Origin of the sequence: Micromonospora sp. WMMB235 (assembly GCF_001855515.1) — a bacterium.
Lineage (GTDB): Bacteria > Actinomycetota > Actinomycetes > Mycobacteriales > Micromonosporaceae > Micromonospora > Micromonospora aurantiaca.
On the sequence record NZ_MDRX01000001.1, the window covers coordinates 1,660,092 to 1,684,450 of the forward strand.

General features: G+C 74.3%; 22 protein-coding genes. 16 read left to right on the plus strand and 6 right to left on the minus strand.

Annotated features, from left to right (window positions below):
• The first annotated feature begins 3 nt into the window (after nt 1-3).
• A complete protein-coding gene (locus BFV98_RS07205; protein ID WP_030268817.1) occupies nt 4-588 on the plus strand; it encodes a GNAT family N-acetyltransferase in 585 nt (194 codons plus the stop codon).
• Nucleotides 585-2,369: an IucA/IucC family siderophore biosynthesis protein gene (locus BFV98_RS07210; protein WP_071095546.1), complete on the plus strand. Its 1,785-nt coding sequence runs from the start codon at nt 585-587 to the stop codon at nt 2,367-2,369. Before BFV98_RS07205 ends, BFV98_RS07210 begins: the two co-directional genes overlap by 4 nt.
• A 61-nt stretch (nt 2,370-2,430) precedes the next feature.
• Here BFV98_RS07210 and BFV98_RS07215 read toward each other — a convergent pair whose 3' ends face one another.
• From BFV98_RS07215 to BFV98_RS07235, 5 genes are read right to left on the minus strand one after another with little or no spacing between them, the layout of a single operon-like run.
• The gene (locus BFV98_RS07215; protein WP_013285758.1) at nt 2,431-3,333 is read right to left on the minus strand and encodes a siderophore-interacting protein; all 903 of its coding nucleotides are present in this window, start codon (nt 3,331-3,333) and stop codon (nt 2,431-2,433) included.
• A gap of 45 nt (nt 3,334-3,378) precedes the next feature.
• Nucleotides 3,379-5,481, minus strand: a complete 2,103-nt coding sequence (locus tag BFV98_RS07220) for an iron ABC transporter permease (RefSeq protein WP_013285757.1) — start codon at nt 5,479-5,481, stop codon at nt 3,379-3,381.
• 5 nt (nt 5,482-5,486) lie between these two features.
• Complete coding sequence (locus tag BFV98_RS07225; RefSeq protein ID WP_071095548.1) at nt 5,487-6,476, minus strand: iron-siderophore ABC transporter substrate-binding protein; 990 nt, start codon at nt 6,474-6,476, stop codon at nt 5,487-5,489.
• A gap of 28 nt (nt 6,477-6,504) precedes the next feature.
• A complete protein-coding gene (locus BFV98_RS07230; protein ID WP_013285755.1) occupies nt 6,505-7,314 on the minus strand; it encodes an ABC transporter ATP-binding protein in 810 nt (269 codons plus the stop codon).
• Between the two features lie 41 nt (nt 7,315-7,355).
• Nucleotides 7,356-8,765 carry a PLP-dependent aminotransferase family protein gene (locus BFV98_RS07235; protein WP_255368045.1) on the minus strand — a complete coding sequence of 470 codons (1,410 nt, stop codon included), beginning with the start codon at nt 8,763-8,765 and terminating at the stop codon, nt 7,356-7,358.
• Between the two features lie 347 nt (nt 8,766-9,112).
• Between BFV98_RS07235 and BFV98_RS07240 the strand changes: the two genes are divergently transcribed.
• The 14 genes from BFV98_RS07240 (at nt 9,113) to BFV98_RS07305 (ending at nt 22,873) form a co-directional block, all read left to right on the plus strand.
• Nucleotides 9,113-10,573, plus strand: coding sequence for an anthranilate synthase component I family protein (locus BFV98_RS07240; RefSeq protein ID WP_225319514.1), 1,461 nt, complete (start codon nt 9,113-9,115; stop codon nt 10,571-10,573).
• The gene (locus BFV98_RS07245; RefSeq protein ID WP_013285753.1) at nt 10,570-11,160 is read left to right on the plus strand and encodes an aminodeoxychorismate/anthranilate synthase component II; all 591 of its coding nucleotides are present in this window, start codon (nt 10,570-10,572) and stop codon (nt 11,158-11,160) included. Before BFV98_RS07240 ends, BFV98_RS07245 begins: the two co-directional genes overlap by 4 nt.
• 16 nt (nt 11,161-11,176) lie before the next feature.
• A complete protein-coding gene (locus tag BFV98_RS07250; RefSeq protein ID WP_013285752.1) occupies nt 11,177-11,887 on the plus strand; it encodes an SDR family NAD(P)-dependent oxidoreductase in 711 nt (236 codons plus the stop codon).
• A gap of 24 nt (nt 11,888-11,911) precedes the next feature.
• Nucleotides 11,912-13,333: a phenylacetate--CoA ligase family protein gene (locus tag BFV98_RS07255; RefSeq protein ID WP_030268804.1), complete on the plus strand. Its 1,422-nt coding sequence runs from the start codon at nt 11,912-11,914 to the stop codon at nt 13,331-13,333.
• Nucleotides 13,317-13,991 (plus strand): prephenate dehydratase, encoded by a 675-nt coding sequence (locus BFV98_RS07260; protein ID WP_225319513.1) that lies wholly within the window; start codon nt 13,317-13,319, stop codon nt 13,989-13,991. The genes BFV98_RS07255 and BFV98_RS07260 overlap by 17 nt, the downstream gene beginning before the upstream one ends.
• A gap of 5 nt (nt 13,992-13,996) precedes the next feature.
• Entirely contained in the window at nt 13,997-15,286 is a 1,290-nt protein-coding gene (locus BFV98_RS07265) for an amidohydrolase family protein (RefSeq protein ID WP_255368046.1), read from the plus strand.
• Nucleotides 15,287-15,407: 121 nt separating this feature from the next.
• The gene (locus BFV98_RS07270; protein ID WP_071098784.1) at nt 15,408-16,193 is read left to right on the plus strand and encodes a B3/4 domain-containing protein; all 786 of its coding nucleotides are present in this window, start codon (nt 15,408-15,410) and stop codon (nt 16,191-16,193) included.
• Nucleotides 16,190-17,425 (plus strand): ATP-grasp domain-containing protein, encoded by a 1,236-nt coding sequence (locus BFV98_RS07275; RefSeq protein WP_071095555.1) that lies wholly within the window; start codon nt 16,190-16,192, stop codon nt 17,423-17,425. Before BFV98_RS07270 ends, BFV98_RS07275 begins: the two co-directional genes overlap by 4 nt.
• Entirely contained in the window at nt 17,416-18,639 is a 1,224-nt protein-coding gene (locus BFV98_RS07280; RefSeq protein ID WP_071095558.1) for an MFS transporter, read from the plus strand. The genes BFV98_RS07275 and BFV98_RS07280 overlap by 10 nt, the downstream gene beginning before the upstream one ends.
• Before the next feature lie 29 nt (nt 18,640-18,668).
• The gene (locus BFV98_RS07285; RefSeq protein ID WP_013285745.1) at nt 18,669-19,973 is read left to right on the plus strand and encodes a TrpB-like pyridoxal phosphate-dependent enzyme; all 1,305 of its coding nucleotides are present in this window, start codon (nt 18,669-18,671) and stop codon (nt 19,971-19,973) included.
• A 57-nt stretch (nt 19,974-20,030) separates the two neighbouring features.
• Nucleotides 20,031-20,735: a flavodoxin family protein gene (locus BFV98_RS07290; protein ID WP_036310210.1), complete on the plus strand. Its 705-nt coding sequence runs from the start codon at nt 20,031-20,033 to the stop codon at nt 20,733-20,735.
• Nucleotides 20,725-21,072 (plus strand): cupin domain-containing protein, encoded by a 348-nt coding sequence (locus BFV98_RS07295; RefSeq protein WP_013477221.1) that lies wholly within the window; start codon nt 20,725-20,727, stop codon nt 21,070-21,072. The genes BFV98_RS07290 and BFV98_RS07295 overlap by 11 nt, the downstream gene beginning before the upstream one ends.
• Nucleotides 21,069-21,413 (plus strand): chorismate mutase, encoded by a 345-nt coding sequence (locus tag BFV98_RS07300; RefSeq protein ID WP_013477222.1) that lies wholly within the window; start codon nt 21,069-21,071, stop codon nt 21,411-21,413. Before BFV98_RS07295 ends, BFV98_RS07300 begins: the two co-directional genes overlap by 4 nt.
• Entirely contained in the window at nt 21,410-22,873 is a 1,464-nt protein-coding gene (locus BFV98_RS07305) for a UbiD family decarboxylase (protein WP_071095560.1), read from the plus strand. The genes BFV98_RS07300 and BFV98_RS07305 overlap by 4 nt, the downstream gene beginning before the upstream one ends.
• On the opposite strand, the gene BFV98_RS07310 is transcribed toward BFV98_RS07305, so the two are convergent.
• Entirely contained in the window at nt 22,818-24,326 is a 1,509-nt protein-coding gene (locus BFV98_RS07310) for a PLP-dependent aminotransferase family protein (RefSeq protein ID WP_013285740.1), read from the minus strand. The genes BFV98_RS07305 and BFV98_RS07310 overlap by 56 nt on opposite strands.
• Nucleotides 24,327-24,359 lie beyond the last annotated feature (33 nt).

The window sequence follows — 24,359 nt, forward strand, 5'->3', positions numbered from 1 at the left end:
CGCATGACCACCTTCACCCGCGTCGACGACGCGCTGGGCGAGTTCACGCTGCGCCCGCTGGACCCGGACGCCGACGCCGCGCTGCTGCACCGCTGGGTCACCCATCCCAAGTCCGCGTTCTGGCTGATGCAGGACGCCGACGTGGACGCCGTCGCCGCCGAGTACCGGCGCATCGCCGACCATCCGCACCACGACGCGTACCTGGGTTCGTGGCGCGGCGCTCCGGCGTTCCTGGCCGAGCGGTACGACCCGGCCCGGGTGGAGCTGGTCGGCCTGTACGACCCGGAGCCCGGCGACGTGGGCATGCACTTCCTCTGCGCACCCGCCGACACGCCGGTGCACGGCTTCACCCGTGCCGTCATCACCACGGTGATGGCCTGGCTGTTCGCCGACCCGGCGACGCGCCGGGTGGTGGTGGAGCCGGACGTGCGCAACACCGCCGTGCACGCGCTCAACGCGGCAGTCGGCTTCACAGTCGTCGGCCCGATCCGCAAGCCCGAGAAGGAGGCGCTGCTCAGCGTCTGCACCCGGGACCAGTTCCGGGCCGCCACCGGCGCGCCCACAGGCGAGGAAGGGGCACCGGCGTGAACGCCAGCGCATCCGTGGACCACCTGACCCCCGAGGCGTGGGCGACGGCCAACCGGCTGCTGGTGCGCAAGGCGCTCGCCGAGTTCGCCCACGAGCGCCTGATCACCCCCGAGCCCGACGGCCCGGGACGGTGGCTGGTCCGCAGCGACGACGGCAGCGTCGAGTACCGGTTCGCCGCGCAGCGGCTGGCGCTGGACCACTGGGAGGTCGACGCGGACAGCATCGTGCGCCGCCGCGACGGCGCGGAGCTGCCGCCCGACGCCGTGGACCTGTGCGTGGAGCTGCGCGGCGCGCTCGGCCTCACCGACGCGATCCTGCCGGTCTACCTGGAGGAGATCACCTCCACGCTGGCCGGGACCGCGTACAAGCTCGCGAAGCCCGCGCTGAGCGCCGCCGAGCTGGCCGCCGCCGACTTCCAGGCGATCGAGACCGGCATGACCGAGGGGCATCCCTGCTTCGTGGCCAACAACGGCCGCATCGGCTTCGGAGTGCACGAATACCACGCGTACGCCCCGGAGGCCGCCGCGCCGGTACGGCTGCTCTGGCTCGCCGCGCACCGCGACCACACCACGTTCACCTGCGCCGACGACCTGGACTACGACACGCTGGTCCGGGCCGAGCTGGGCGAGCAGACGCTGGCCGGGTTCACCGCCACGCTCACCGGGCTGGGCCTGGACCCGGCCGACTACCTGTTCGTCCCGGTGCACCCGTGGCAGTGGTGGAACAAGCTCGCCGTCACGTTCGCCGGTGAGGTGGCCCGGCGCCGGCTGGTCTGCCTCGGCGAAGGGCCGGACGAGTACCTGGCGCAGCAGTCCATCCGTACCTTCTTCAACGTCACCGACCCGGCCAAGCACTACGTGAAGACCGCGCTGTCGGTGCTGAACATGGGCTTCATGCGCGGGTTGTCCGCCGCGTACATGGAGGCGACGCCCGCGATCAACGACTGGCTGGCCGGGCTGATCGAGGGCGACCCGGTGCTCAAGCGCACCGGACTGTCGATCATCCGGGAGCGGGCCGCCATCGGTTACCGGCACCGGCAGTACGAGGCGGCGACCGACAGGTACTCCCCGTACCGGAAGATGCTGGCGGCGCTCTGGCGGGAGAGCCCGGTACCAGGGCTGGAACCCGGGCGGCGGCTGGCCACCATGGCCTCGCTGCTGCACCTGGACCGGGACGGGCGGTCGCTCGCGGCCGCGCTGATCGACGAGTCGGGGCTGGCGCCGGCCGACTGGCTGCGCCGCTACCTGGACGCCTACCTGGTGCCGCTGCTGCACAGCCTGTACGCCCACGACCTGGCGTTCATGCCGCACGGCGAGAACGTCATCCTGGTGCTGCACGACGGCGTGGTCGAGCGGGTCGTCTTCAAGGACATCGCCGAGGAGATCGTGGTGATGAACCCGGAGGCGGACCTGCCAGAGCGGGTGCGGCGGATCCGGGCCGCGATCCCCGAGGACGAGAAGATCCTGTCCATCTTCACCGACGTGTTCGACTGCTTCCTGCGGCACCTGAGCGCCACCCTGCACACCCGGGGCGTCCTCGACCAGGACGAGTTCTGGCGCACCGTCGCCGCGTGCGCCGCCGGCTACGCCGCGACGGTGCCGCACCTGGCCGACCGGATGCGCCGACACGACCTGTTCGCGCCGGAGTTCACGCTGTCCTGCCTCAACCGGCTCCAGCTGCGCAACAACCAGCAGATGGTGGACCTGTCCGACCCGTCCGCCGCGTTGCAGTTCGCCGGCACGCTGGTCAACCCGCTCGCCCCGTACGCACGGCGCGACTGACGGCATCACAGAAGCGGGCCGGCGCATCGCGCCGGCCCGCTTCCGTCGGTGGTGGGGACGATCAGTTCTCCGCGCGACCGGCCCGCCAGTAGCCCATGAACGCCACCGCGCGCCGGTCCATGCCCCGCTCGGTGACCAGGTGCCGGCGCAGGCCGCGGATCACCGCCGCCTCCCCGGCCAGCCAGGCGTAGAGCGCCGCGCCGTCGGGCCGCTCCGGCACCTCCCAGAGGATGTCCCGGTCCACGTCCACCTCGGTCAGCGGCGCGGCGGCCACCGCGACCGGTACCGGCACCAGCCGCCCGGCCAGACCTGTCACGGCCGGGGTGAGCCGGCTGCCGTGCGGGGCGCCGTCGCGGGGCAGCCAGGTCACGGTGACGCCGGCCGGCGCCCGGCAGGGCAGCTCGTCGCCGGTCTCCGGCACCTCCACCAGCGCGTGCCCGCGCGCCTCGGCGGGCAACCGCTCCAGGATCGCGCAGATCGCCGGCGCGGCGGTCTCGTCGCCGGCCAGCAGCAGCGTCGCGCCGGCCGGCGGCTGGAACTCGACCCCGCCGTGCGGGCCGTCCCACCCGGCGTCCGGGCCGACGACGGCGATCCGGTCGCCGAGACGCGCCCGCCGGGCCCACCGGGTGGCCGGGCCGCCGTCGCCGTGCAGCGCCATGTCCACGTCCACCTCGTACGCCTCCGGCCGGACGGCGCGGACCGTGTACGTGCGGATCGGGCTGCGCAGCGCGTCCGGCAGCTCACGCCACCGCGGGAACCAGTCCGGCCCGTCGGGCAGCTCCCCCGGCGCGCCGTCGACCGGCGGCAGGGCCAGCTTGATCCGCTGGTCGTACCCGTTGTCGGCGAACCGGTCCAGGTCCGGGCCGGTGAGCGTCACCCGCAGGAAGGACGGGCCGAGCCGGCGTAGCGCGCGGACCTCGACGGTGAAGACTCGCCAGGGCGCGACGGCCAGGGTGCTGGTCATGCGTCATTCCTCTCACGGCCGGTGGGGGCTGCGTCGGTGAACGGGCTAACGGGCGGCTGCCGCGGCGCGGGAACGCCACAGCAACCAGACGAAGTACGGGGTGCCGATCATGGCGGTGACCAGACCGGCGGGGACCTGGGCGGGGGCGATGACGCTGCGGCCGAGCGTGTCGGCGAGGCTGACCAGGGTGGCGCCGAGCAGCACCGCGACCGGCAGGACGCGGGTGTGCCGCCCGCCGACGAGCGCCCGGGCCGCGTGCGGCGCGACCAGGCCGACGAAGCCGATCACGCCGACCGCCGACACGGCGGTGGCGGTGAGCAGCGCCGCCAGGCCGAGCGCGACCAGCCGGGCACGTTCCAGCCGGACGCCGAGCACCCGGGGCGTGTCGTCGTCGAGGGCGAGCAGGTCCAGCTCGCGGCGCACGGCGGCGACCACCGGCAGCGCGATCAGCAGCGCGATCGCCACCGGCAGCACCTGCGGCGCGGTACGCCCGTAGGTGGAGCCGGACAGCCAGGTCAGCGCCTTGCCGGTGTTCCACGGGTCGGACGACACCACGATGAACGTGATGATCGCCGTACCGCCCTGCCAGACCGCGAACCCGATCAGCACCAGCCGGTCGGAGTTGAGCCCCCGCCGCCGGGCCAGGCCGTAGACCAGCGCGAACGCGACGACCGCGCCGAGACCGGCGGCGCCGGACAGGGCGAGCACGCCGGCCATCGGCGCGAACGTCAGCAGCGACACCGCGCCGATGCCGGCGCCGCCGGTGATGCCGAGGATGCCCGGTTCGGCCAGCGGGTTGCGGCACACCGCCTGCACGGTGGTGCCGGCCAGGGCCAGCGCGGCGCCGGCCAGCAGCGCCGCGGCGACCCGCGGCCAGCGGGCGTCCAGCACAAAGGTGTACGCCGGTCCGGTGCGGCCCTGCACCCAGTTGACGATGTCCCCGAGCAGCACCCACGTGTCACCGGCGAGCATGCCGAGCACCAGCGCGGCGGTGACGACCACCGCGCAGACCGCGACGACGGTGGCGACGAAGCCGCGGGAGCGGACGGCGGCGTGGCCGCCCGGCGCCTGCCGGGTCGGTCCGGCGTCGCGGTGGCGGCGGGCCAGCCAGACCAGCAGCACCGCGCCGAAGAGCGTGGTCACCACGCCGGTCGGCACGTCGACTCCGGCCTGCCCGCCGAGCACGGCGCGCAGCAGCACGTCGGAGCCGAGCACGATGACCACGCCGACGATGCCGGACAGCGGCATCAGGATGCGGTGCCGGTGCACCTCGGGCACCCACCGGCCGAGCAGCCGGACGATCACCGGCGCGCCGAGGCCGACGAAGCCGATTGGGCCGGCCAGGGTGACCGCCGCGGCGGAGAGCAGCACCGCCAGCAGCACGACAGTCAGCCGGGTACGGCGCACGTTGAGCCCGAGCACGGTGGCGGTGTCGTCGCCGAGGGCGAGCAGGTCCAGCCGGTGCCCGAGGGCCACGAGCACCAGCGCGGCGACCCCGATCACGGGGGCGAGCTGGGTGAACGCGACCAGGTCGCCCTGCACGAGCGAGCCGTTGCCCCAGGCGAACAGGCCGATGGTGGCCTGCTCGAACAGCAGCATGAGCAGCATGGTCAGCGAGGAGAGCGCCATCGCGGTGGCCGAGCCGGCGAGGATGAGCCGGGTGGTGGCGGCCTGACCGCCGGCCGAGAGCAGCATGACCAGGGAGGCGGCGGCGAGTCCGCCGCAGAACGCCAGCCCGCCCGCGGGCAGCGCGGGCAGCGCGATCCCGAACGCGGCGGTGGAGACGATCGCCAGGTGCGCGCCCGCGTTGACGGCGAGCGTGTCCGGCGAGGCGAGCGGGTTGCGGGTGGTCGACTGCAACGCCGCGCCGGCGAAGCCGAGCGCGACGCCGACGGCCAGGCCGGTGAGCAGCCGGGGCAGGCGGGAGGCGACGAGCACCCTGGCGGTCTCGTCGTCGCCGCCGGTGAGCAGCCGGAGCAGGTCCAGCGCTCCCACCGAGGAGGTGCCCTGGGTGAGGTGCACCGCCGTGATCGCGACGAGCAGCGCGGCGGCGAGGGCGAACGCGCCGGCCACCCGGCTGCGCCGGGCGGGCGGCGGCCCGACCGGGGCCGGCCGGGTGGCCGGCCCCGGCGGGGCGGGGGCGGTCATCGCGCTCAAGCCGTGTAGACCTTGACCAGCTCGTCGATGTACTGCTTGGCGGACAGCGTGCCGCCGAAGGTCCAGATGCCGTTGGGCATCTTGTGCAGCTTGTTCTGCTGGACGAACGGCAGGGAACGCCAGATCGCGTTGCCGGCGAGGCCGTCGGCGAACACGTCGGTGCCGTCCGAGGCGTTGTAGAAGAAGTGCACGTCCTGGCCCTTGAGGACGGTCATGCCCTCGACGTCGGTCTGGCCCAGGCCCCACATCTCGTCGGTCTTGCCGGTCCAGGCGTTCTTGAGGCCGAGCTGGATGCCGAGCTGGGAGACGAGCGCGCCCTGGCCGAACATCCGGATCGAGACGGTGCTGCCCTCCTTCCAGCCGTCGGCGATGGCGAACTGCTTACCGGCCGCTCCGGCGTCGGCGATCTTCTTCTTGCCGTCGGCGATCGCGGCGTCGAAGTCGGCGAGCAGCTTGTCCGCCTGCGCGGTACGGCCGGTCGCGGTGGCGATCATCTTCAGGTCCGCGCGCATCCGGCCGATGTTGTCGGAGGCGTCGCTGCCCTTGGTGACCAGCACCGGGACGTACTTCTCCAGCTGGGTGACCACGGCGGAGCCGCGCTCGGCCTCCATCACCACGAGGTCCGGCTGGAGGGCGACGATGGAGTCGACGCTCGGCTCACCCCGGGTGCCGACGTCCTTGACGCTCGCGTCGAGCGGGGCGGCGGTCACCCAGGTGGCGTACCCCTTCGGGTCGGCCACGCCGACCGGCATCACGCCGAGGCCGACGAGCATCTCCACCTCGCCCCACTCCAGGCCGACGACCTTGGTGGCGGGGCTCTTGAGGGTGATGGTCTTGCCCCGGCTGTCGGTGACGGTGACCGGGCCGGTGGACGCGGCGTCGGAGGGGGACGGTGCGGCGGCGGGCTCCTCGGTGGTGCCGCAGCCGGCGATCAGCAGCGCGCTCGCCGCGGCGGCGGCGAGCAGGGTCAGACGGGTACGCAGCATCGGTTTCTCTTCTGTGTGCAGGAGTCGGTCAGGCGGAGACGCGGGTCGTGTGCCGGCCGACGGGACGAGTGGAGAGCAGGTTGGTGACCGGGTCGACGCTCACCTCGACGCGGATGCCGTACGCCTCGGTGAGCGCCTCCTCGGTGAACACCTCGTGCGGCGTGCCGGCGCCGCGGACCCGGCCTTCGTGCAGGAGCACCACCTGGTCGGCGACGGCGGCGGCCTGGTTGAGGTCGTGCAGCACCACACCGACGGCGACGCCGGCGGTGTCGGCGAGTTCGCGCATCAGGTCGAGGATCTCCACCTGGTAGCGCAGGTCCAGGAACGTGGTCGGCTCGTCCAGCAGCAGGATCGCGGTGTCCTGGGCCAGGCACGTGGCCAGCCAGACCCGTTGCAGCTCGCCGCCGGACAGCTCGTCGACCGGCCGGCCGGCCATGCCGTCGACGCCCGTCACCCGCATGGCCCGGTCGATCGCGGCCGGTCCGTCGAGGTCGTTCGCGCGCCACCGCTGCCGGTACGGGTGCCGGCCGTACCCGACCACGTCCCGCACCGTCACCCCGCTGGGGGTGGGGCGGCTCTGCGCGAGCAGCGTGACCCGGCGGGCGAAGTCCCGGGCGGACAGCGCCCGGGCCGGCGTGCCGTCGGCCAGCACGATCTCGCCGTGTTCCAGCGGGTGCAGGCGGGCCAGCCCGCGCAGCAGCGTCGACTTGCCGCTGCCGTTGGGGCCGACCAACGCGGTCACCGCCGCGGGCCGCAGCGTGATGGCGGCGTCGTGCACCACCGTCGTGCCGTGGTAGCCCAGCCGCAGGTCGCTGCCGCTCAAGCCGTCGGCTCGCACCGTTCTGCTCGTCACGGAGGTTAGGCTAACCTAATCAACGATCACGCTGTCAAGCCGGTCCTTCGGTCGGAATCGGCGACCCGCCGCGCATTGACACCGGTCGCGTGACGGGCGGTCACGTCGCGGTAGGCAGCGGCGACCCCGGCCAGCCCCCGGCCCAGCTCGGCGCCGCGCACCCCGGCGTACCCGATGACCAGCGCCGGTGGCCGGTCGTCGGCGCGCAGGGCGTAGAACCGGCCGCCGCGAACCAGCACGGACCGGCGCCGCGCGGCGGCCACCATGGACTCCTCGGCACACCAGCGGGGCAGCACCAGGTACGTCTGGAGGCCGCCACTGGCGTCGAGCGGCGCCACGCCGGGCAGGTGGCGCGCGACGTGCTGGCGTACCGCCTGGCCGCGGCGCTGGAACTCGGCGCGCAGCCGGCGCAGGTGCCGGTCGAACGCGCCGGTGTCCACGAGCCGCGCGAAGGCGAGCTGGTCCAGCCCGGAGCAGCCGATGTCCCAGCCGGCCCGGACCCGCTCGATCGAGGCGGCCAGCCCGGTCGGCGCGGCCAGCCAGCCGAGCCGCAGCGCCGGGGCGAGGACCTTGCTGGCGCTGCCCGCGTAGACCACGCGGTCCGGCGCGACGCTCTGCAACGCGGGCATCCGCTGCGCCGGTGCCACGAACGCGGCGTCGAAGTCGTCCTCGACGACGTACCCGTCCACCGCCCGCGCCCAGTCGAGCAGTTGCTCCCGGCGCCGCCGGCTCAGCGGAGCGCCGGTGGGGAACTGGCTGGCCGGGGTGGTGAGCACGGCGCGTACGCCGGTGGCGGCCAGCTCGTCGACGCGGATGCCCTCCCGGTCCACCGGCACGCTCACCGGCCGCAGCCCGGCGTCGGCGATGAACGCCCACTCCCCCGGGTGCCCGGGATCCTCGACGCCGATCGCCTCGTGTCCCTGGTCGCGCAGCACCCGGCAGAGCAGCGCCAGCCCCTGGGCGAAGCCGGACGTGATCATCAGGTGCTCGGGGCGGACGCGGACGCCCCGGACCCGGCCGAGGTAGCCGGCGAGCGTGCGGCGGACCGGCGGCAGACCGGACGGCGGGGCGTAGCCCAGTTCCCGCGGCCCGGCCGAGCGGAGCACCGCGCCGACACAGCGGATCCAGTCCTGGCGCGGGAACGTGGACACGTCGGTGCCGCCGGCGCGCAGGTCCCACACCTCCGGCGCGGGCGCCTCGTCGGCGGTGAGCGCGGAGGCGACACCGGCGCGCGCGGAGTCCGCCACCGAGGTGCCGGAACCGCGCTGCGACGTCAGGTAGCCCTCGGCGCAGAGCTGTTCGTACGCCTCGACGACCACGGTCCGGGACACGCCGAGATCAGTCGCGAGCTGCCGGGTCGACGGGACGCGCGTCCCGGGGCGCAGCGTGCCGTCGGTGATCCGGCCGCGCAGAGCGTTGCGGAGCTGCGCCGACAACGTTTCGCGCGCGTCGCCGTCAATTGACAGATTCAGATGCCACACCGATTGGTCCTCTCCCCGGCCACCGAAGTGGTATGGACAGCGGGAACCGCACTTGGTGAAAGTGTTTCCCGGGACCGCAACCCATTCCCGGCCGAACCCGGGGGGTGCCGCGCGTCCTTTTCAACGGGGGAAGTCCGATCTGTCACCGAACGCGGCCCAGCCGGTCCGCGTGGGGGCATCCGGGCTGCTCAAAGGGGGGTTCCACAGTGTCCTCATTGTCTACTGCGGTGGGTGCGGAAACCGCAGACCACCGTTCGGAGACGCCGGGAGGCACGACGCCGGCCGACCGCATTCCGATTTCCGTGACCTCAATCACACTGCCGTCCATCAATCCGCTCGCGTTGTACACCGCATTGACACAAAGCCATGCCGCGCACGACGCGTACCTCTTCGAAAGCCTGGACGGGCCGGCCGCCGACCGGCAGGCCGCGGCGGTGGGCTGGGGCCGCCTCGCCGAGCTGCGGTTCCTGGCCGACAGGTGCGAGCTGACCGCCGCCGGGCCGCTGGGCGACGCGCTGCGCGCGGTGGTCACCGCCGTCCTCGGCGCGCCGGCCCGGCAGCGCGACACCACGTCCGCCTGGCACGTGCCCGGCCCGGCGCAGCTCTGGTCGGTGGTCCGCGCCGTGCAGCGGGCCTTCACCGTCGAGACGCCCGTGCCGGCCGGCCGGTTCGCCTTCGGTTTCCTCACCACCCTGGCCTACGAGGCCGCCCGCGACATGGACGAGCTGACCCTGGACCGGGCCGACGACGACCTCCCCCGGTGCGCGCTGACACTGTTCCGGCACACCGTCTGGTGGGACCTTCGCGCCGGGACGGCGCACCAGCTGCACGCCACCGGCCCGCACCTGCCGCCGCAGCCGGCGCCGCCGGTGACGCGGCTGCTCACCGGCGTGCCCGCCGACCAGCCGCCGCCACCCGCGCCCACGCCGGAACGGGTACGCGACACAGTCGACGAGGAGACGTTCGCCGAGCGGGTGCGGCGGTGCCTGCGGCACATCCGGGTCGGCGACAGCTACCAGGTGCAGATCGGCCACCGCATCGAGGTGGAGACCACCCTCACCCCGCTGGACGTCTACCGGCGCCTGCGGCACCGCAGCCCGTCGCCGTACATGTACCTGGCGCCCTGGGCCGGGCGCACGGTGATCGGCGCCAGCCCGGAGCTGTTCCTGCGCCTGGACGGCGACCGGCTGTCGATGCGCCCGATCGCCGGCACCGCCGCCCGCTCGGCCGACCCGCTGACCGACCGTCGCCGGGTGGCCGAGCTGCGGGCCAGCGAGAAGGAGCGCGCCGAGCACGTCATGCTCGTCGACCTGTGCCGCAACGACATCGGCCGGGTCTGCGAGCCGGGCACGCTGTCGGTGGACGCGATGCTCGACGTCGAGCCGTTCGCGTACGTGCACCACCTGGTCTCCACCGTGTCCGGCCGCCTCGACGACGGCGCGGACGTGTGGGCGGCGGTCCGCGCCGCGTTCCCGGCCGGCACCATGACCGGCGCGCCGAAGCTGCGGTCGATGGAGATCATCGACGGGCTGGAGGCGGAGCCCCGGGGCATCTACGCGGGCGCCATCGGCCTGGTCGACGTCCGCGGGTTCGCGGTGCTCGCGCTCTGCATCCGCACCGTCGTGCACGACGGGCACCGCTACCACACCCAGGCGTCCGCCGGGGTGGTCGCCGATTCCACACCGGCCGCCGAGTGGCGGGAGACGCTGGCCAAGATGAGCGCCGCCTACTGGGCCCTGACCGGCGAGGAGCTGCTGCCGTGAAGGTCCTGCTCGTCGACGCGTACGACAGCTTCACCCACATCATCGACCAGTACCTGCGCACGCTCGGCGCGCGGACGGTGGTGGTCCGGTCCCGCGCGCGCAGCCCCCGGCACCTCGCCGCGCTGCGCCCCGACGCGGTGGTGCTCGGCCCCGGGCCCGGCCACCCCGGCGACTCCGGCCACGTCGAGCTGGTCCACGCGTTCGCCGGCCGGGTGCCGCTGCTCGGCGTCTGCCTCGGCCACCAGGCGATCGGCCTGGCGTACGGCGGCACGATCGCTGTGGCCCGGCACCTGATGCACGGCAAGACCAGCGAGGTCACGCACGACGGCCGCGGGGTGTACGCCGGGGCGCCGGCACCGCTGACGGTCACCCGCTACCACTCGCTCATCGTCGCCGACCCGGTGCCGCCCCCGCTGGAGGTGACCGCCCGCTCCGGCGACGACGGCTACGTGATGGGCCTGCGCCACCGCACGCTCGCCGTCGAGGGGGTGCAGTTCCATCCGGAGAGCGTGACCACCCAGGACGGGCTGCGGTTGTTCGACAACTTCCTGCGCGGCGTACCGGCGGCGCTGCCGGTCGCCGGCTGAGCGGCGGAGACGGATCATGTCGGGGTCCGTACCCCCGCTCGCCGTGGTCACCGGCGGGGCCGGCGGCATCGGCCGGGCAGTCACCGCGGCGCTCACCCGCGCCGGTCACCGGGTGCTCAGCGTCGACCGCGAGCCGGCCGCCGACCCGTCCGCGTACGCGGCGCTCGTCGCCGACCTGGCCGTGCCGGATCAGGCGCAGCGGCTGCTGGACGACGTGCACGAGCGACACGGCCTGCCCGCCGTGCTGGTGAACAACGCGGGCGTCTACCCGGCCCGGGACTTCCTCGACTACGACCCGCGCACGTACGCCGAGGTGCTGGACACGAACCTCGGCGCGACGTTCTTCGGCACGCTCGCGTACGCCCGGGCGCTGGTGGCCGCCGGACGTCCGGGCACCGTGGTCAACGTCGCCTCGATCAGTGGCCGGATCGGCAGCCCGGACGCCGCGTACGGCGCCTCGAAGGGCGCTGTCGTCGCGCTCACCCGCAGCCTCGGCCGGGCGCTCGCCGCGCACCGCATCCGGGTCAACGCGGTCGCCCCCGGGCTGGTCGAGACGCCGATGGCCGCCCGGATCCCGGCGGCCCGCCGGGACGACTACCGGGCCCGTATCCCGGCCGGCCGCTTCGGCGCCCCGGACGAGATCGCCGCCGCCGTCGCCTGGCTGGCCGGCCCGGACAGCAGCTACGTCACCGCCTCCGTGCTGGACGTCGACGGCGGCCTGCACTGACGCACACCGAGAGGACCCCGATCCATGTGGCTTCCCACCACCGGCCCGGCGGCCGGTTTCGCCGCCGACTACCTGCGTCTGCACCGCGCGTTCTACGACCGCACGCTCACCGCCGAGCAGCTCGGTGACTGGCGGGACCGGCAGCTGCGCCGGGTGCTCGACCAGGTCGGCACCGGCTCGCCGTTCTACGCCCGGCACCTCGCCGGGATCGACCTGTCCACGATCACCCCGGCCACGCTCGACCGGCTGCCCTTCACCACGAAGGCGCACCTGCGCGAGGAGATGCTCGACGTGCTCAGCCGCCCGCTGGCCGAGGCCGTCTTCTTCTACGAGACCACCGGCACCACCGGGCCCGCCACGCCCTGCCCCCGCGACGGCCGCGAGGTGGTGGCCAGCAACGCCCACGTCACCGAGTCCTGGGCGTCGATCTTCCGCCACCACTTCGGCGACCACGCGCCCCGCGTGGGGCTGATGGGCCCGACCGAGGTGCACTCGTTCGGCGACACGCTCGGCGACGTGGCCCGCAACACCGGCGCGATGAACGCGAAGATCTGGCCGTACTCGCCGGTGATCGGGTTCGCCAAGGCCCTCCAGCTGATGCGGGACCTGGAACTTGAGGTGATCTGCTGCACGCCGGGCGTGGCGCTGATGCTGGCCAAGGCCGCCGAGCACCACGGCTACCGGCTGCGCGAGGACTTCGCGGTCGAGCTGCTGTTCGTCACCGGCGAGATGTGCACGCCGGCGCTGGCGCACAACCTGGAGTCGGTCTGGGGCGCTGACGTCTACAACATCCTGTACGGCTCGCAGGAGGCGTTCGTGATCGCCACCGCCTGCCGCAACAAGCGGATGCACCTGTCCCAGACCAACTACCTGATCGAGGTGGTCGACCCGGAGACGGGCTCGTCGCACGGCCCGCGCGGCACCGGCGAGCTCACGGTGACCATGCTCGTCGACGGCGTGAAGCCGCTGATCCGCTACCGCACCGGCGACGCGGTGGTGGTCGGCGCGTCGGACTGCGACTGCGAGATGCCCGGCGACCTGGTGCAGATCGTCGGGCGCACGCTCGACCGCATCGACCTGGGCGGGCAACGCCGTACCGCCGGGCAGATCGAGAGCGCGGTGCTCACCGGCGTCACCGGCTCGGCCGGCTACCAGGTGGTGATCGACCACGACCCGGCCGGCGGCGACCGGCTCACCGTCCGGCTGGAGCTGCTCAAGGACCTGGTGGACGACCCGGCCGCGGTGGCCGACGGGGTGCGCCGGCGTGCCGCCGCCGCGCTCGGCGTGCCGGTGGAGGTCGAGCTGAGCGACGGGCTGGACCCGATCGTCAGCACCGGCGCGTTCGTGAGCTGGAAGGCCGCGCGGATCGTGGACCGGCGGGTCGCCGACGACCACGAGACCCGGGTGGCCCGGCGGATGGCGGGCAGGCGTGGCTACGACACCTGACACCGCAGCCGCCGCGCCGGTGCCCGCGCTGCCCGGCCTGCTCGCCGGGGCGTACGGGCGGCGGTGGCGGACGGTGGTGGACCGGTGGGCGGATCACCCCGGCACGGCGGTGGCCACGCTCGGGCCGGCCGGCACGTCCAGCCACCTGACCGCCGCGTTCCTGGCCGAGCGGCACGCGCTGCGCATCGAGCTGTGCGACACGTTCGACGAGGTGCTCGGCGCGCTCGTGGAACGCCGCGTCGACCAGGCGCTGGTGCCCAGCGCGTACCAGGGCGCCACCCGCTTCCACTGGCACCGCGACCTGCGCCTGGACGCCTACTTCGCGCAGGCCACCCCGGAGTACGGCATCGCGGCGCGGGAACGGGACGCGCACCCGGGCGACGGCGAGGTCACTGTGGCCGCGCTCTGGGAGGTCCGGCGGATCTTCGCCGACCTGGCCCCGCCCGCGCTGCGCGACCGTCCGATGCGGTGGCTGGACGCCGAGTCCACCCAGCACGCCGCCGAGCTGCTCGCCGCCGGGGCCGCCGACCTCGCGGTGACGAACGCCCCGGGGGTACGCCGGCACGCGCTGCGCTGGGTGGTCCGCCGCCCCGGCGCGGAGATCGTCTGGCTGCTCTTCGGCCACCGCCGACCGCACCTTCGAGGAGAACCGGAGTGACAGCCGTGTCCCGACGAACCTTGCTGCACCGCGCCACCGTCCAGGAAGGGCTGGGGGTGGCGTCCCGGCCGCACCACAGCGTGCTGCTCGACGGGGAGCGGATCGTCGCGGTGCTGCCCGAGGCGCAGGCCCCGCTGCACGACCCGGACGTCGACGTGCTGGACCTGGACGGGCGGACCGTGATGCCGGGCATGACGCTCGGCCACACCCACATCGCCTACCTGAACGTGCTCGACGGCCGGGAGACGCTGTTCAAGCACTCGATCCCGGAGGTGACGCTGGGCGCGGCGGCGAACGCGGCGGCCATGCTCCGGCTGGGCTACACCGCGTTCGTCGGCGCCGGCTCGGTGGCCGGCATCGACATGGCGCTGCGCCGGGCGATCGACGCCGGGCGGCTGCCCGGCCCGCGGATCACGCCGTGCAGCCGGGACCTGATGGTCTCCGGGCCGCCGCAGCGGCGCAACCCGGCGGTCAAGCAGCGCATCCCCACCGACCTGATGCGGCTGGCCGACACACCGGAGGAACTGGTCGAGTACGTCGACACCGAGGTCGCCCAGGGCGCGGAGATCATCAAGGTGTTCTCCACCGGCGACGACACGTTCCCCAACGGCCGCTCGCACGAGCTGCTGTTCACCGCCGAGGAACTGGTGATCGCGGCCCGCGCCGCACACGAGCGGGGGGTACGGATCCGGGCGCACTCACGCGGGCTGGGCGGCATCCGCAACGCCATCGCCGCCGGGGTGGACGTGATCGACCACGCCACGTACGCCGACGACGCGGCGCTGGCGGCGATCGCCGAACGCGGCATCTTCGTGGTGCCGAGCCTGCACCAGCCGCACCGGCTGCTCACCACCGGCACCGCGCACGGCAAGACCCCGGAGTACCTGGAGACGCTGGAGTTCCAGGCCGAGGTGGAGAACACGCTGCGGATCCTGCCGCTGATGGTGGAGATGGGCATCCCGATCGTGGCCGGTGACGACTTCGGGTTCGCCTGGACCCCGCACGGCCGGTACGCCGAGGAGCTCGAGACGTACGTGAGCATGGCCGGCATCCCCGCACCGACGGTGCTGACCTGGGCCACCGCCAACGGCGCGCGGCTGGCCGGGCGCGGCGGCGAGGCCGGGACGGTGCAGCCGGGCCGGCTGGCCGACCTGGTGGTCACCGACGGCGACCCGGCGCGGGACATCACGGTGCTGGGGCGGCCCGAGGCGATCGAGATGGTGCTGCTGGGCGGGCGGGTGGTCGCCGGGGACGCCGCCGCCTACCGGGACCGCCGGCCGGCCGGGGTCGCCTGATGCGGCCGGCCGCGCGGGCCCGGATTGGCCTCACCGGATCGGCGGGGATTGGCCACAACCGGTGGCGGCGCCGCTTCGTACGGTCGGGGCGACCGTGTGAACCGAACCGACGGGGATGACGATGACCCAGCTCAGCGACGGCGCCGACCGGCTGTCCGTCCGCATCGACGACCGGGTGACGGCGAGCGTGCCGGACTACGTCCTCGGCCTGCTCGCCGTGCCGGCGATCGAGGTCGGGCCGGCCCACCCGGCCGTGGCGGAGCGACTGACCGCCGCCGAGAACGCGCTGCACCGGGCCGGCCTGGACAAGGCCGGGGTGTCCGAGCTGCCGGGCATCGCCGGGTGGCGGGCGGCGTACCGGGCGGTGGCGGTGAACCCGAACCGGTTCCCGTGCGCCGCCGAGTCGATCGCCCGCCGGGTGGCCCGGGGCGACCGGCTGCCCCGGATCAACGCGCTCGTGGACCTCTGCAACGCCGTCTCGCTGGACTCGGCGCTGCCGGTGGCCTCCTGCGCGGTGGACGGCATCGGCGCGCTCGCCGTCCGGCCGGCCGACGGCACGGAGGCGTACCTGCCGCTCGGCGCGCCCGATGCGCCGGAGCGGCCCGAACCGGGCGAGGTCGTCTACGCCGACGACCACGGGCGGGCCCACTCCCGGCGCTGGAACTGGCGCCAGGGCCACCTGGTCCGCACCGACCTGGGCCGGCGGCGGCTGCTGCTCACAGTCGAGGCGGCCCATCCGGGCGGCCGGGCGGAGGTGGAGGCGGCGCTGGACCGCCTCGACGCCGTGCTCGGCGAGCTGACCGCCGCGCCCCGCCACCGGGCGGTGCTGGACCGGGAGACCCGGGACGCCGCGTTCCCCGTCGAGGCCCCGCTCAGCCCCGCCGGCACCCCGGGGGTCCGCTCGTGAACCGCGCGATCCTGATCGTCTACCGGCCCGCGGCCGGCCGCTACGCCGCCCAGTTCCGCAGCGTCGTCGCCGCCGCCACCGACCTCGGCGTGGACAGCGTGGTGCTGCTGCCCACCGGCGGGCCGGCGCCGGAGACCGCCGGGCTGCCCTGCCACCGGGCCGACCTGGACGACCCGGAGGCGGTCCGGGCGGCGGTCGCGGCGATCGTCGCCGACCGTCCGATCGAGCGGATCTTCCCGCTGTTCGAGGGCGACGTGCTGACCGCCGCGCGGTGCCGGCGCGACCACGGCATCCCCGGCCTGGACCCGGAGCAGGCGCTCGCCTTCCGGGACAAGAACGTGATGCACCGCCGGGCCGTCGAGCTGGGCGTGCCGGTGGCCCGCTCCTGCCGCCCGGACACCATCGGCGCGGTCGCCGAGTTCGCCGCCGAGGTGGGCTGGCCGGTGGTGGTCAAGCCGTACGCCGGCTGGGCCTGCGGCGACACCCACCGGGTGGACTCGGCCGACGACCTGGCCCGGGTGTGGCCGCTCGTGGCCGACGCGCGCCACGACTACCGGGTCGAGGAGTACGTCCGCGGCGCGGAGTACCACGTCGACTCGCTGCTGCGCGACGGCGAGGTGGTCTTCGAGCAGCTCTCCCGCTACACGTACTCGGTGCTGGAGTTCCGCGACGAGCCGGGCGGCACGATCTCCCGCAAGCACGACCTGACCCCCGCCGAGCAGCGCATCCTGACCGCCAGCGCGGAGCTCCTGCGCGGCTTCGGCATGCGTACCGGGGTCGCGCACGTGGAGTTCTTCCTGCGCGACGACGGCGAGGTGGTCTTCGGCGAGGCGGCGGCCCGGGCCGGCGGCGGATCGATCGTCCCGGCCATCGAGGCCGGGCGCGGCATCAACCTCGCGGGCGAGTGGTGCCGGCTGGAACTGGACCCCGGGCACCGGCCCGCCGCCGCGCTGGGCGCGGAGACCGGCACCGAGTACCTCTGCTCCGACCGGTACGGCCGGATCACCGCGATCACCACCGCCGACGAGCTGCGGGCGCTGGACTCGGTCCTCGACGCCGACGTGTGGAAGGGCGTCGGCGACGTGCTCGCGCCGCCGACCGCCTCGAACGACGTGCTCGGCTGGTACGTCTGCGAGGGCCGGGACTTCGACGACGTGCGGGCCCGGTTCAAGACCATCCGGGACGCCTTCCAGGTGCGTACCGAACCGGCCGGGGAGGCGTCATGTGGCTGAGCCGGTTCCGGGCGCTGCCCCGTCCGCTGCGGATGCTGGTGCTCGCCTCCTTCATCAACCGCGCGGGCATGTTCGTCTTCCCGCTGCTCGCGGTATACCTGGTGCGCAGCCGAGGGTTGAGCACCGGCGAGGCGGGTGTGCTGATCTCGGTCGGCAGCACCGGCCTGCTCGCCGGGAGCCTGCTCAGCGGCCCGGTCTGCGCCCGCGCCGGCCGGCGGGCCGCGCTGGTGTCCAGCCTGCTGCTCAACGCGGCCGGCTACCTCGGGCTGGCGGTGCTGGACGGCCCGCCGTGGACGTACGCGGCGCTGCTGTTCGTCGCGCTCGTCGGCATGGGCATGTTCGCGCCCGCCGCCAACACGCTGATCGCCGACCTCGCCGAGCCGGAGCAGCGGCCGTTCGCGTACACCGTCAGCTACATCGCCAACAACCTCGGCATGGGCGTCGGGCCGCTGCTGGGCGGCCTGGCCGCGGCGTACTCGTACGGCCTGATGTTCGCCGGGAACATCCTGCTCGGGCTGCTCGCGGCGCTCACCATCCGGCTCAGCGTGCCCGCCGACACCGGCCGCAACGCGGCCGGGACACCGGCGAAGACCGGGCTGCGCCGGGCGGCGCTGCGGCGCGACCTGGACGTCGCGGTGCTGGTGGTGCTCTCGTTCTGCTACGTGGCGCCGCTGATCGGGCTGGAGTACACGCTGCCGCTGGCGGTCACCGGGGTGCTGAACTCGTCGGTGGCGGTGGTCGGCGCGGTCTACACCATCAACAGCATCGTCGTGGTGGGCGCCGGCATGCTGATCGAGAAACGGATCAAGGCGTACCCGACCCGCACACTGCTCGTCGTCGCCGGCCTGCTCTGGTCGGCCGGGATGGCGGTGCTGGTGTTCGCGTTCTCACTGCCCGCGGTGCTCCTGTCCACAGTCGTCTGGACCCTCGGCGAGATCATCGCCTCGGTGGTGGTGCCCACCTACATCGCCGACCACGTCGAGCCGCGCCGGGTCAGCGCCTTCATGGCGCTCAACGGTTTCGTGCTCAGCTCCGCCCGGCTGGTGGTGCCGATGGGGCTGGGCTTCGTCTGGCAGGCGCACGGGCACCAGCCCGTGCTGCTCCTGCTGCTGCTGACCCCGCTGGCCGGCGTCGTCGCGTTCGCCGCGCTGCGGATCCGACCCGAGGCCCGGCCGGTGCCGGAGCCCGCCGCGCCGGCCCCCGCCCGTCCCTGACCCGCCCGACCCCTCACCGGAAGAGGCCCATGACCGCCACGAAGTTCGTCCTGCCCGAGAGTGACATCCCGACGACCTGGTACAACGTGGTTCCCGACCTGCCCAAGGGGCTGCCGCCGATGCTGCACCCCGGCACCCGGGAACCGATCACCCCGGCCGACCTGGCGCCGCTGTTCGCCTCCGAGCTGATCGCGCAGGAGTTCTCCACCGAACGGGACGTGGACATCCCCGGCCCGGTGCTCGACATCTACCGGCAGTGGCGGCCCAGCCCGCTGATCCGGGCCCGCCGGCTGGAACGCGACCTGGACACCCCGGCGCGGATCTACTTCAAGTACGAGGGGGTCAGCCCGGCCGGCAGTCACAAGCCGAACACCGCCGTCCCGCAGGCGTACTACAGCAAGCTCGACGGGGTGCGGCGGCTGACCACCGAGACCGGCGCCGGCCAGTGGGGCAGCTCGCTGTCGATGGCGTGCGCCTACTTCGACCTCGAGTGCGAGGTCTTCATGGTGCGGGTCAGCTACGACCAGAAGCCGTACCGGCGCGGCCTGATGGAGACGTTCGGCGCCTCGGTCACCGCCAGCCCCAGCGACCGTACCGAGGCCGGGCGAGCGGTGCTCGCCACCGACCCGGACTCCCCCGGCAGCCTCGGCCTGGCCATCTCCGAGGCGGTGGAGGCCGCGCTGCACAGCGGCGGCGCCGCCCGGTACGCGCTCGGCTCGGTGCTCAACCTAGTGCTGATGCACCAGACGATCATCGGGCAGGAGGCGCTGGCGCAGATGGGGCTGGCCGGCGACTACCCCGACGTGGTGGTCGGCGCGGCCGGCGGCGGCTCCAACTTCGCGGGCCTGGCCCTGCCGTTCCTGCGCCGCCAGCTCGACGGCGGTCCGGCCGTCCGGTTCCTGGCCGCCGAGCCGGCGTCCTGCCCGTCGCTGACCCGGGGCAGCTACGACTACGACTTCGGCGACACCGCCGGGCTCACCCCGCTGGCAAAGATGCACACGCTCGGCCACGACTTCCGGCCGCCCGCGATCCACGCCGGCGGGCTGCGCTACCACGGCATGGCGCCGATCGTGAGCGCGCTGAGCGAGGTGGACCTGATCGAGGCGCGGGCGGTGCCGCAGACCGCCTGCTTCGAGGCGGGCGTGCGGTTCGCCCGCAGCGAGGGGATCGTGCCGGCGCCGGAGTCCAGCCACGCGGTGCGGGTCGCCGTGGACGAGGCGCTGCGCTGCCGGGAGACCGGCGAGGAGAAGGCGATCCTGTTCTCCCTGTCCGGGCACGGCCACTTCGACATGCAGGCGTACATCGACTATTTCGCCGGAAAGCTGACGGACTGACACCGGCCGGGACGCGGCGCGGTGCGGCGCCGCGTCCCGGCCGACGAGCCCTCGGGGGTGCGATTGCCCAGCGAAGCAGCCACCATCCTGGCCATCAACGGTTCCGAACGGGCGGGCGGCAACACCGACCTCGCGGTCGCGCACGCCGGACGCCTGATCGCCGAGCGCGGGGCCGTCCTGCGCACCATCCGGCTGCGCGAGCACCGGATCTCGCCGTGCAGCCCGTGCGGCGACTGCAACAGCCGTACGCTGCCGTGCACCGTGGACGACGACGTCCCCGCCCTGGTGGAGCAGATGGTCCGCGCCGACGGGCTGATCTACGCCGCGCCGGTGCACGGGTTCGGCCTGGCCCACCTGATGCAGATCTTCATCGAGCGGGCCGGGGTCGGCTATCTGCGCTTCACCCGCCCGCTGGCCGACAAGGTCGGCGGCATCATCGTCACCGGACGCCGCTACAGCGACTCGTCGGTGCACAACCAGATCGTCAACAACCTGCTGCTCAACCGCATGATCCTGGTGGGCAGCGGCTTCCCGGTCCTGCTGCGCAACACCACCGGCACGCCCGGCCTGACCGACCCCGAGGGTGTCGACGCGCTGGAGCGCATGGTGCACCGCATGGTCGACATGGTGCAGCTGCTCAAACGCCACCAGCGGGTCACCGGCGGCCCGGTCCTGCCCTCGCGGGACCGCAACGAACGCGTGCCGCGGCCCCGCCGCGCCGAATCCGTACCGACCAGAGGAGACAGCGAGAATGTCCACTGAGCAGGCGACCGTTCCGGTCGGCATCGACTTCCCCGCCACCGAGTGGGAGAAGTGGGACAAGCCCGGCGCCGAGGGCCGGGTCAAGATCGCGTACGTCGGGGGGCAGCGGCTGCGCCTGCTGGAGCTGCCCGCCGGGTTCGACGAGCACCACTGGTGCCTGCGCGGGCACACCGGCTACGTGCTGCGGGGCGAGTTCACCATCCACTTCCGGGACCGCTCGGTGCCCTGCCGCCCCGGCATGGGCTTCGTCATCCCGGACGACGAGGAGCACCGCTCCCAGGGCAGCGCGGACGAGCCCACTGTCGTGTTCGTGGTCGACCGGGTCGACCAGCCGTGAGCGACGCCCCCGCCGGCGCGGCCCGCATCACCGAGCTGCGGGCCGCCGTGGACCGGCTCGACCAGCGGATCGTCGAGCTGCTGGCGGTCCGTACCCGGGTGGTCCGGGAGCTGACCGCGCACAAGTCCGACGAGGCGGCCGTGCGGTCGCCGGACCGGGTCCGGCAGGTGCTCGACCGCGTCGCCGAGCTGGCCGGCCGGCACGGCATGCCGCCGGAGGTCGCGGTGGCCACGTACCGCACGCTGATCGAGGAGCTGACCCGGATGCAGCTGGACATGCTGGCGGACCGCCGTGCCGCCGGGACGGCTCCGGCCGCCCCGGCGGCGCCGGAGCGGCGATGACCGGCGGCCGGGCACCCGTCGACCTGCGGCACGCGCTCGCCACGCTCGACCCGCTGCCCGGCGAGCTGGTCCGGGTCGCCGAGGAGCTGCCCGCCCGCTACGGCGTCTCCGCGCACTACGCCCGGTGGGCCGGCGCGCCCGCCGCGCCGCCCACCGGCCCCGGCCCCGCGGTGCTGTTCGATCGGGTACGCCCCGCGCACGGCCCCACCCGGGCCGTGCTGATGGGCCTCTACGGCACCCGGCGCCGCGCCGCCGGGCTGCTCGGTGTCACCCCGGCCGAGCTGCCGCACCGGCTGCTCGACGCGGTGGCCGCGCCCCGGCCGCCGGTGCCCGCCACCGACCCGGCGCGCTGGCCCCGCCATCGGCTGCCGCTGGATCTCACCGCGCTGCCGGTGCCGGTGCTCACCGACGAGGACGCCGGCCCGTACCTGACGCTCGGGGCGGTGCTCGCCACCGATCCGGACACCGGGGTACGCAACCTGTCCGTGCACCGGATGTGTGTCCAGGGTCCGGACACGCTGACCATCTGGATGGTCCCCGGCCGCGACCTGGAACTGGCCCACCAGGCCGCGTTGCGCCGGGGCGCGGCGCTGCCGGTGGCGATCCACCTCGGACTCGGCCCGGCAGTCCTGCTGTCGTCCTGCTGCCCCACCTCGCTGGTGCCGCCGGACCTGGACGAGCTGGCGGTGGCCGGGGCGCTCGCCGGCCGGCCGGTCGAGCTGCTGCCCTGCACCACTGTGGATGCCGAGTTCGTCGCGCACGCCGAGTACGTCATCGAGGGCGAACTGCTGGCCGAGCACGCGCCGGAGAGTCGGCACGGCTCGGTCGCCACCCCGGAGTTCCTCGGCTACCAGGGCCGCGCGCACCCGTCGCTGCCGCTGATCCGGGTCACCGCGATCACCGCTCGGGAGAGCCCGATCCTCCAGGCCGTGTCCGGGCCCGGGCACGAGCAGTCGGTGCTGCTCGGCTTCGGGATGGAGGCCGCGGTGCTGGACCTGCTGCGCCGCCGGGGCACACCGGCGCTGGCCGCGCACTGCCACACAGCCGGCGGCGGCCAGCTCATGGTGGTGCTCCAGTGGCCGGCCAAGCGCGGCCCGGCCGACGACGACGCGGTACGGGACGCGGCGGAGGCGGTGCTGGACGGCTTCCGGATGGCCAAGCTGGTGCTCTGCGTGGACGAGGACGTCGACATGGAGTCCGACCAGGACCTGTGGTGGGCCATGGTGACGCGGTTCCAGGCGGACCAGGATCTGCGTGTACTGGCCGACCGGGAGGGCTTCCCGCTCGACCCGAGCCAGCACACCGGCTACTCCCGGTCGCTGTCCGCCGACGGGCGCACCGCGAAGGCGGTGTTCGACTGCACGGTGCCGTACGCCCAGCGGGACCGGTTCCGCCGGCCCCGGTTCACCGAGCCGTCGCTTCCCGTGCCGCGCCGGCCAGCAGCGCCACTCCCTCGCTGATCCGGGCGGTGGGCAGCGCCGCGTACCCGATCAGGAACGTCGGCTCCGACGGCGGGTGGGTGACGAAGTAGCCGGAGGCGGGATAGACCCGCACGCCGCGCGCGGCGGCGGCGCGCACGATCGCCGCCTCGCCGGCGCCGGGCGTGCCGCCGAGCGTGACGAGGACGTGCAGCCCGGCGGCGGCGCCGGAGACGCGCACCCCGGCGCCGAAGTGCTCGTAGAGCGCCTCCAGCAGCCGGGCCCGGCGCTGCCGGTAGAGGCGGTCCATCCGGGCGATGTGCCGGGCGTACGCGCCGGAGTCGATGAACTCGGCGAGCGCCTCCTGGGTCAGCGTCGGGGTCAGCCGGTCGGTGATCCACTTTATGCCGAGGAACGGCCGGACCAGGTGCGGGGGCAGCACCGCGTAGCCGATGCGCAGCGACGGGAACAGCGTCTTGCTGAAGCTGCCGACGTAGGCCACGTCGGCGCCCTGCGGGTCGGCGGCGAGCGACGGCAGCCGTTCGGCGGCGAACGTGAACTCGTTGTGGTAGTCGTCCTCCAGCACCGTGACGGCGTGCTCGCGTGCCCAGCGCAGCAGCGCCCGCCGTCGCCGCTCGGACATGACGAACCCGGTCGGGAACTGGTGCGACGGTGTGACGTAGACCAGGCGGACCCGGGCCGGGTCCAGGCCGTGGCCGCGTACCCGGTCCTCGATCTCGCCGACCCGCAACCCTTCCTCGTCGACCGGCACGGGCACCACGGCGGCCCGGGAGTAGCCGAAGATCTGCCGCAGCACCGTGTGGCTGGGGTCCTCGATCACCACCACGTCGTCGGGGCCGACGAGCAGCCGGACCAGGATGTCCATGGCCTGGGTGGCACCGCTGGTGACGATGGTGTGCTCGCGGGCGACGTCGAGCGCCCGGCTGCGCCGCAGCAGCGCGGCGATCTGCGCGCGCAGCGCCGGTGAGCCCTCCGCCGGGCCGTAGCCCAGCGCCACCGCGTCGGCCCGGCTCACCGCCGTGGCGAGCGACTGCCGCCAGCGCGCCACCGGGAAGCTCGCCAGCGCAGGGGTGCCGTGCCGGAAGTCGTACGCACCGTCCGGCCGGTGCATGGGTGCCGGCTCCCACGGCCGCCACAGCGGGCTGCCGGCGTCGGTGGGCAGCGGCGGTTCGGGGCGCAGCGGGGCGCGGGCCGGCGGGTCGCGGTGCGGCAGGTCGGGCAGGGCGTCGCTGACCCGGGTGCCGGAGCCGCGCCGGGAGGTGAGGACGCCGTTGGCGCGCAGCAGCTCGTACGCGCGGGTGACCACGGTGCGGGAGACGCCCAGTTGGTGGGCCAGTTCCCGGCTGGGCGGCACCGGGTCGCCGGGGCGCAGCCGGCCGGCGCGGACGGATCCGCTGATCTGGTCGCAGAGCTGCTGCTGCAACGGCACCGGGCTGTCCCGGTCGAGCACCACGAGCAGCTGCGACGACCCCACCCGCGACGCTCCCCCACCTAGCCGCCCCTTCCC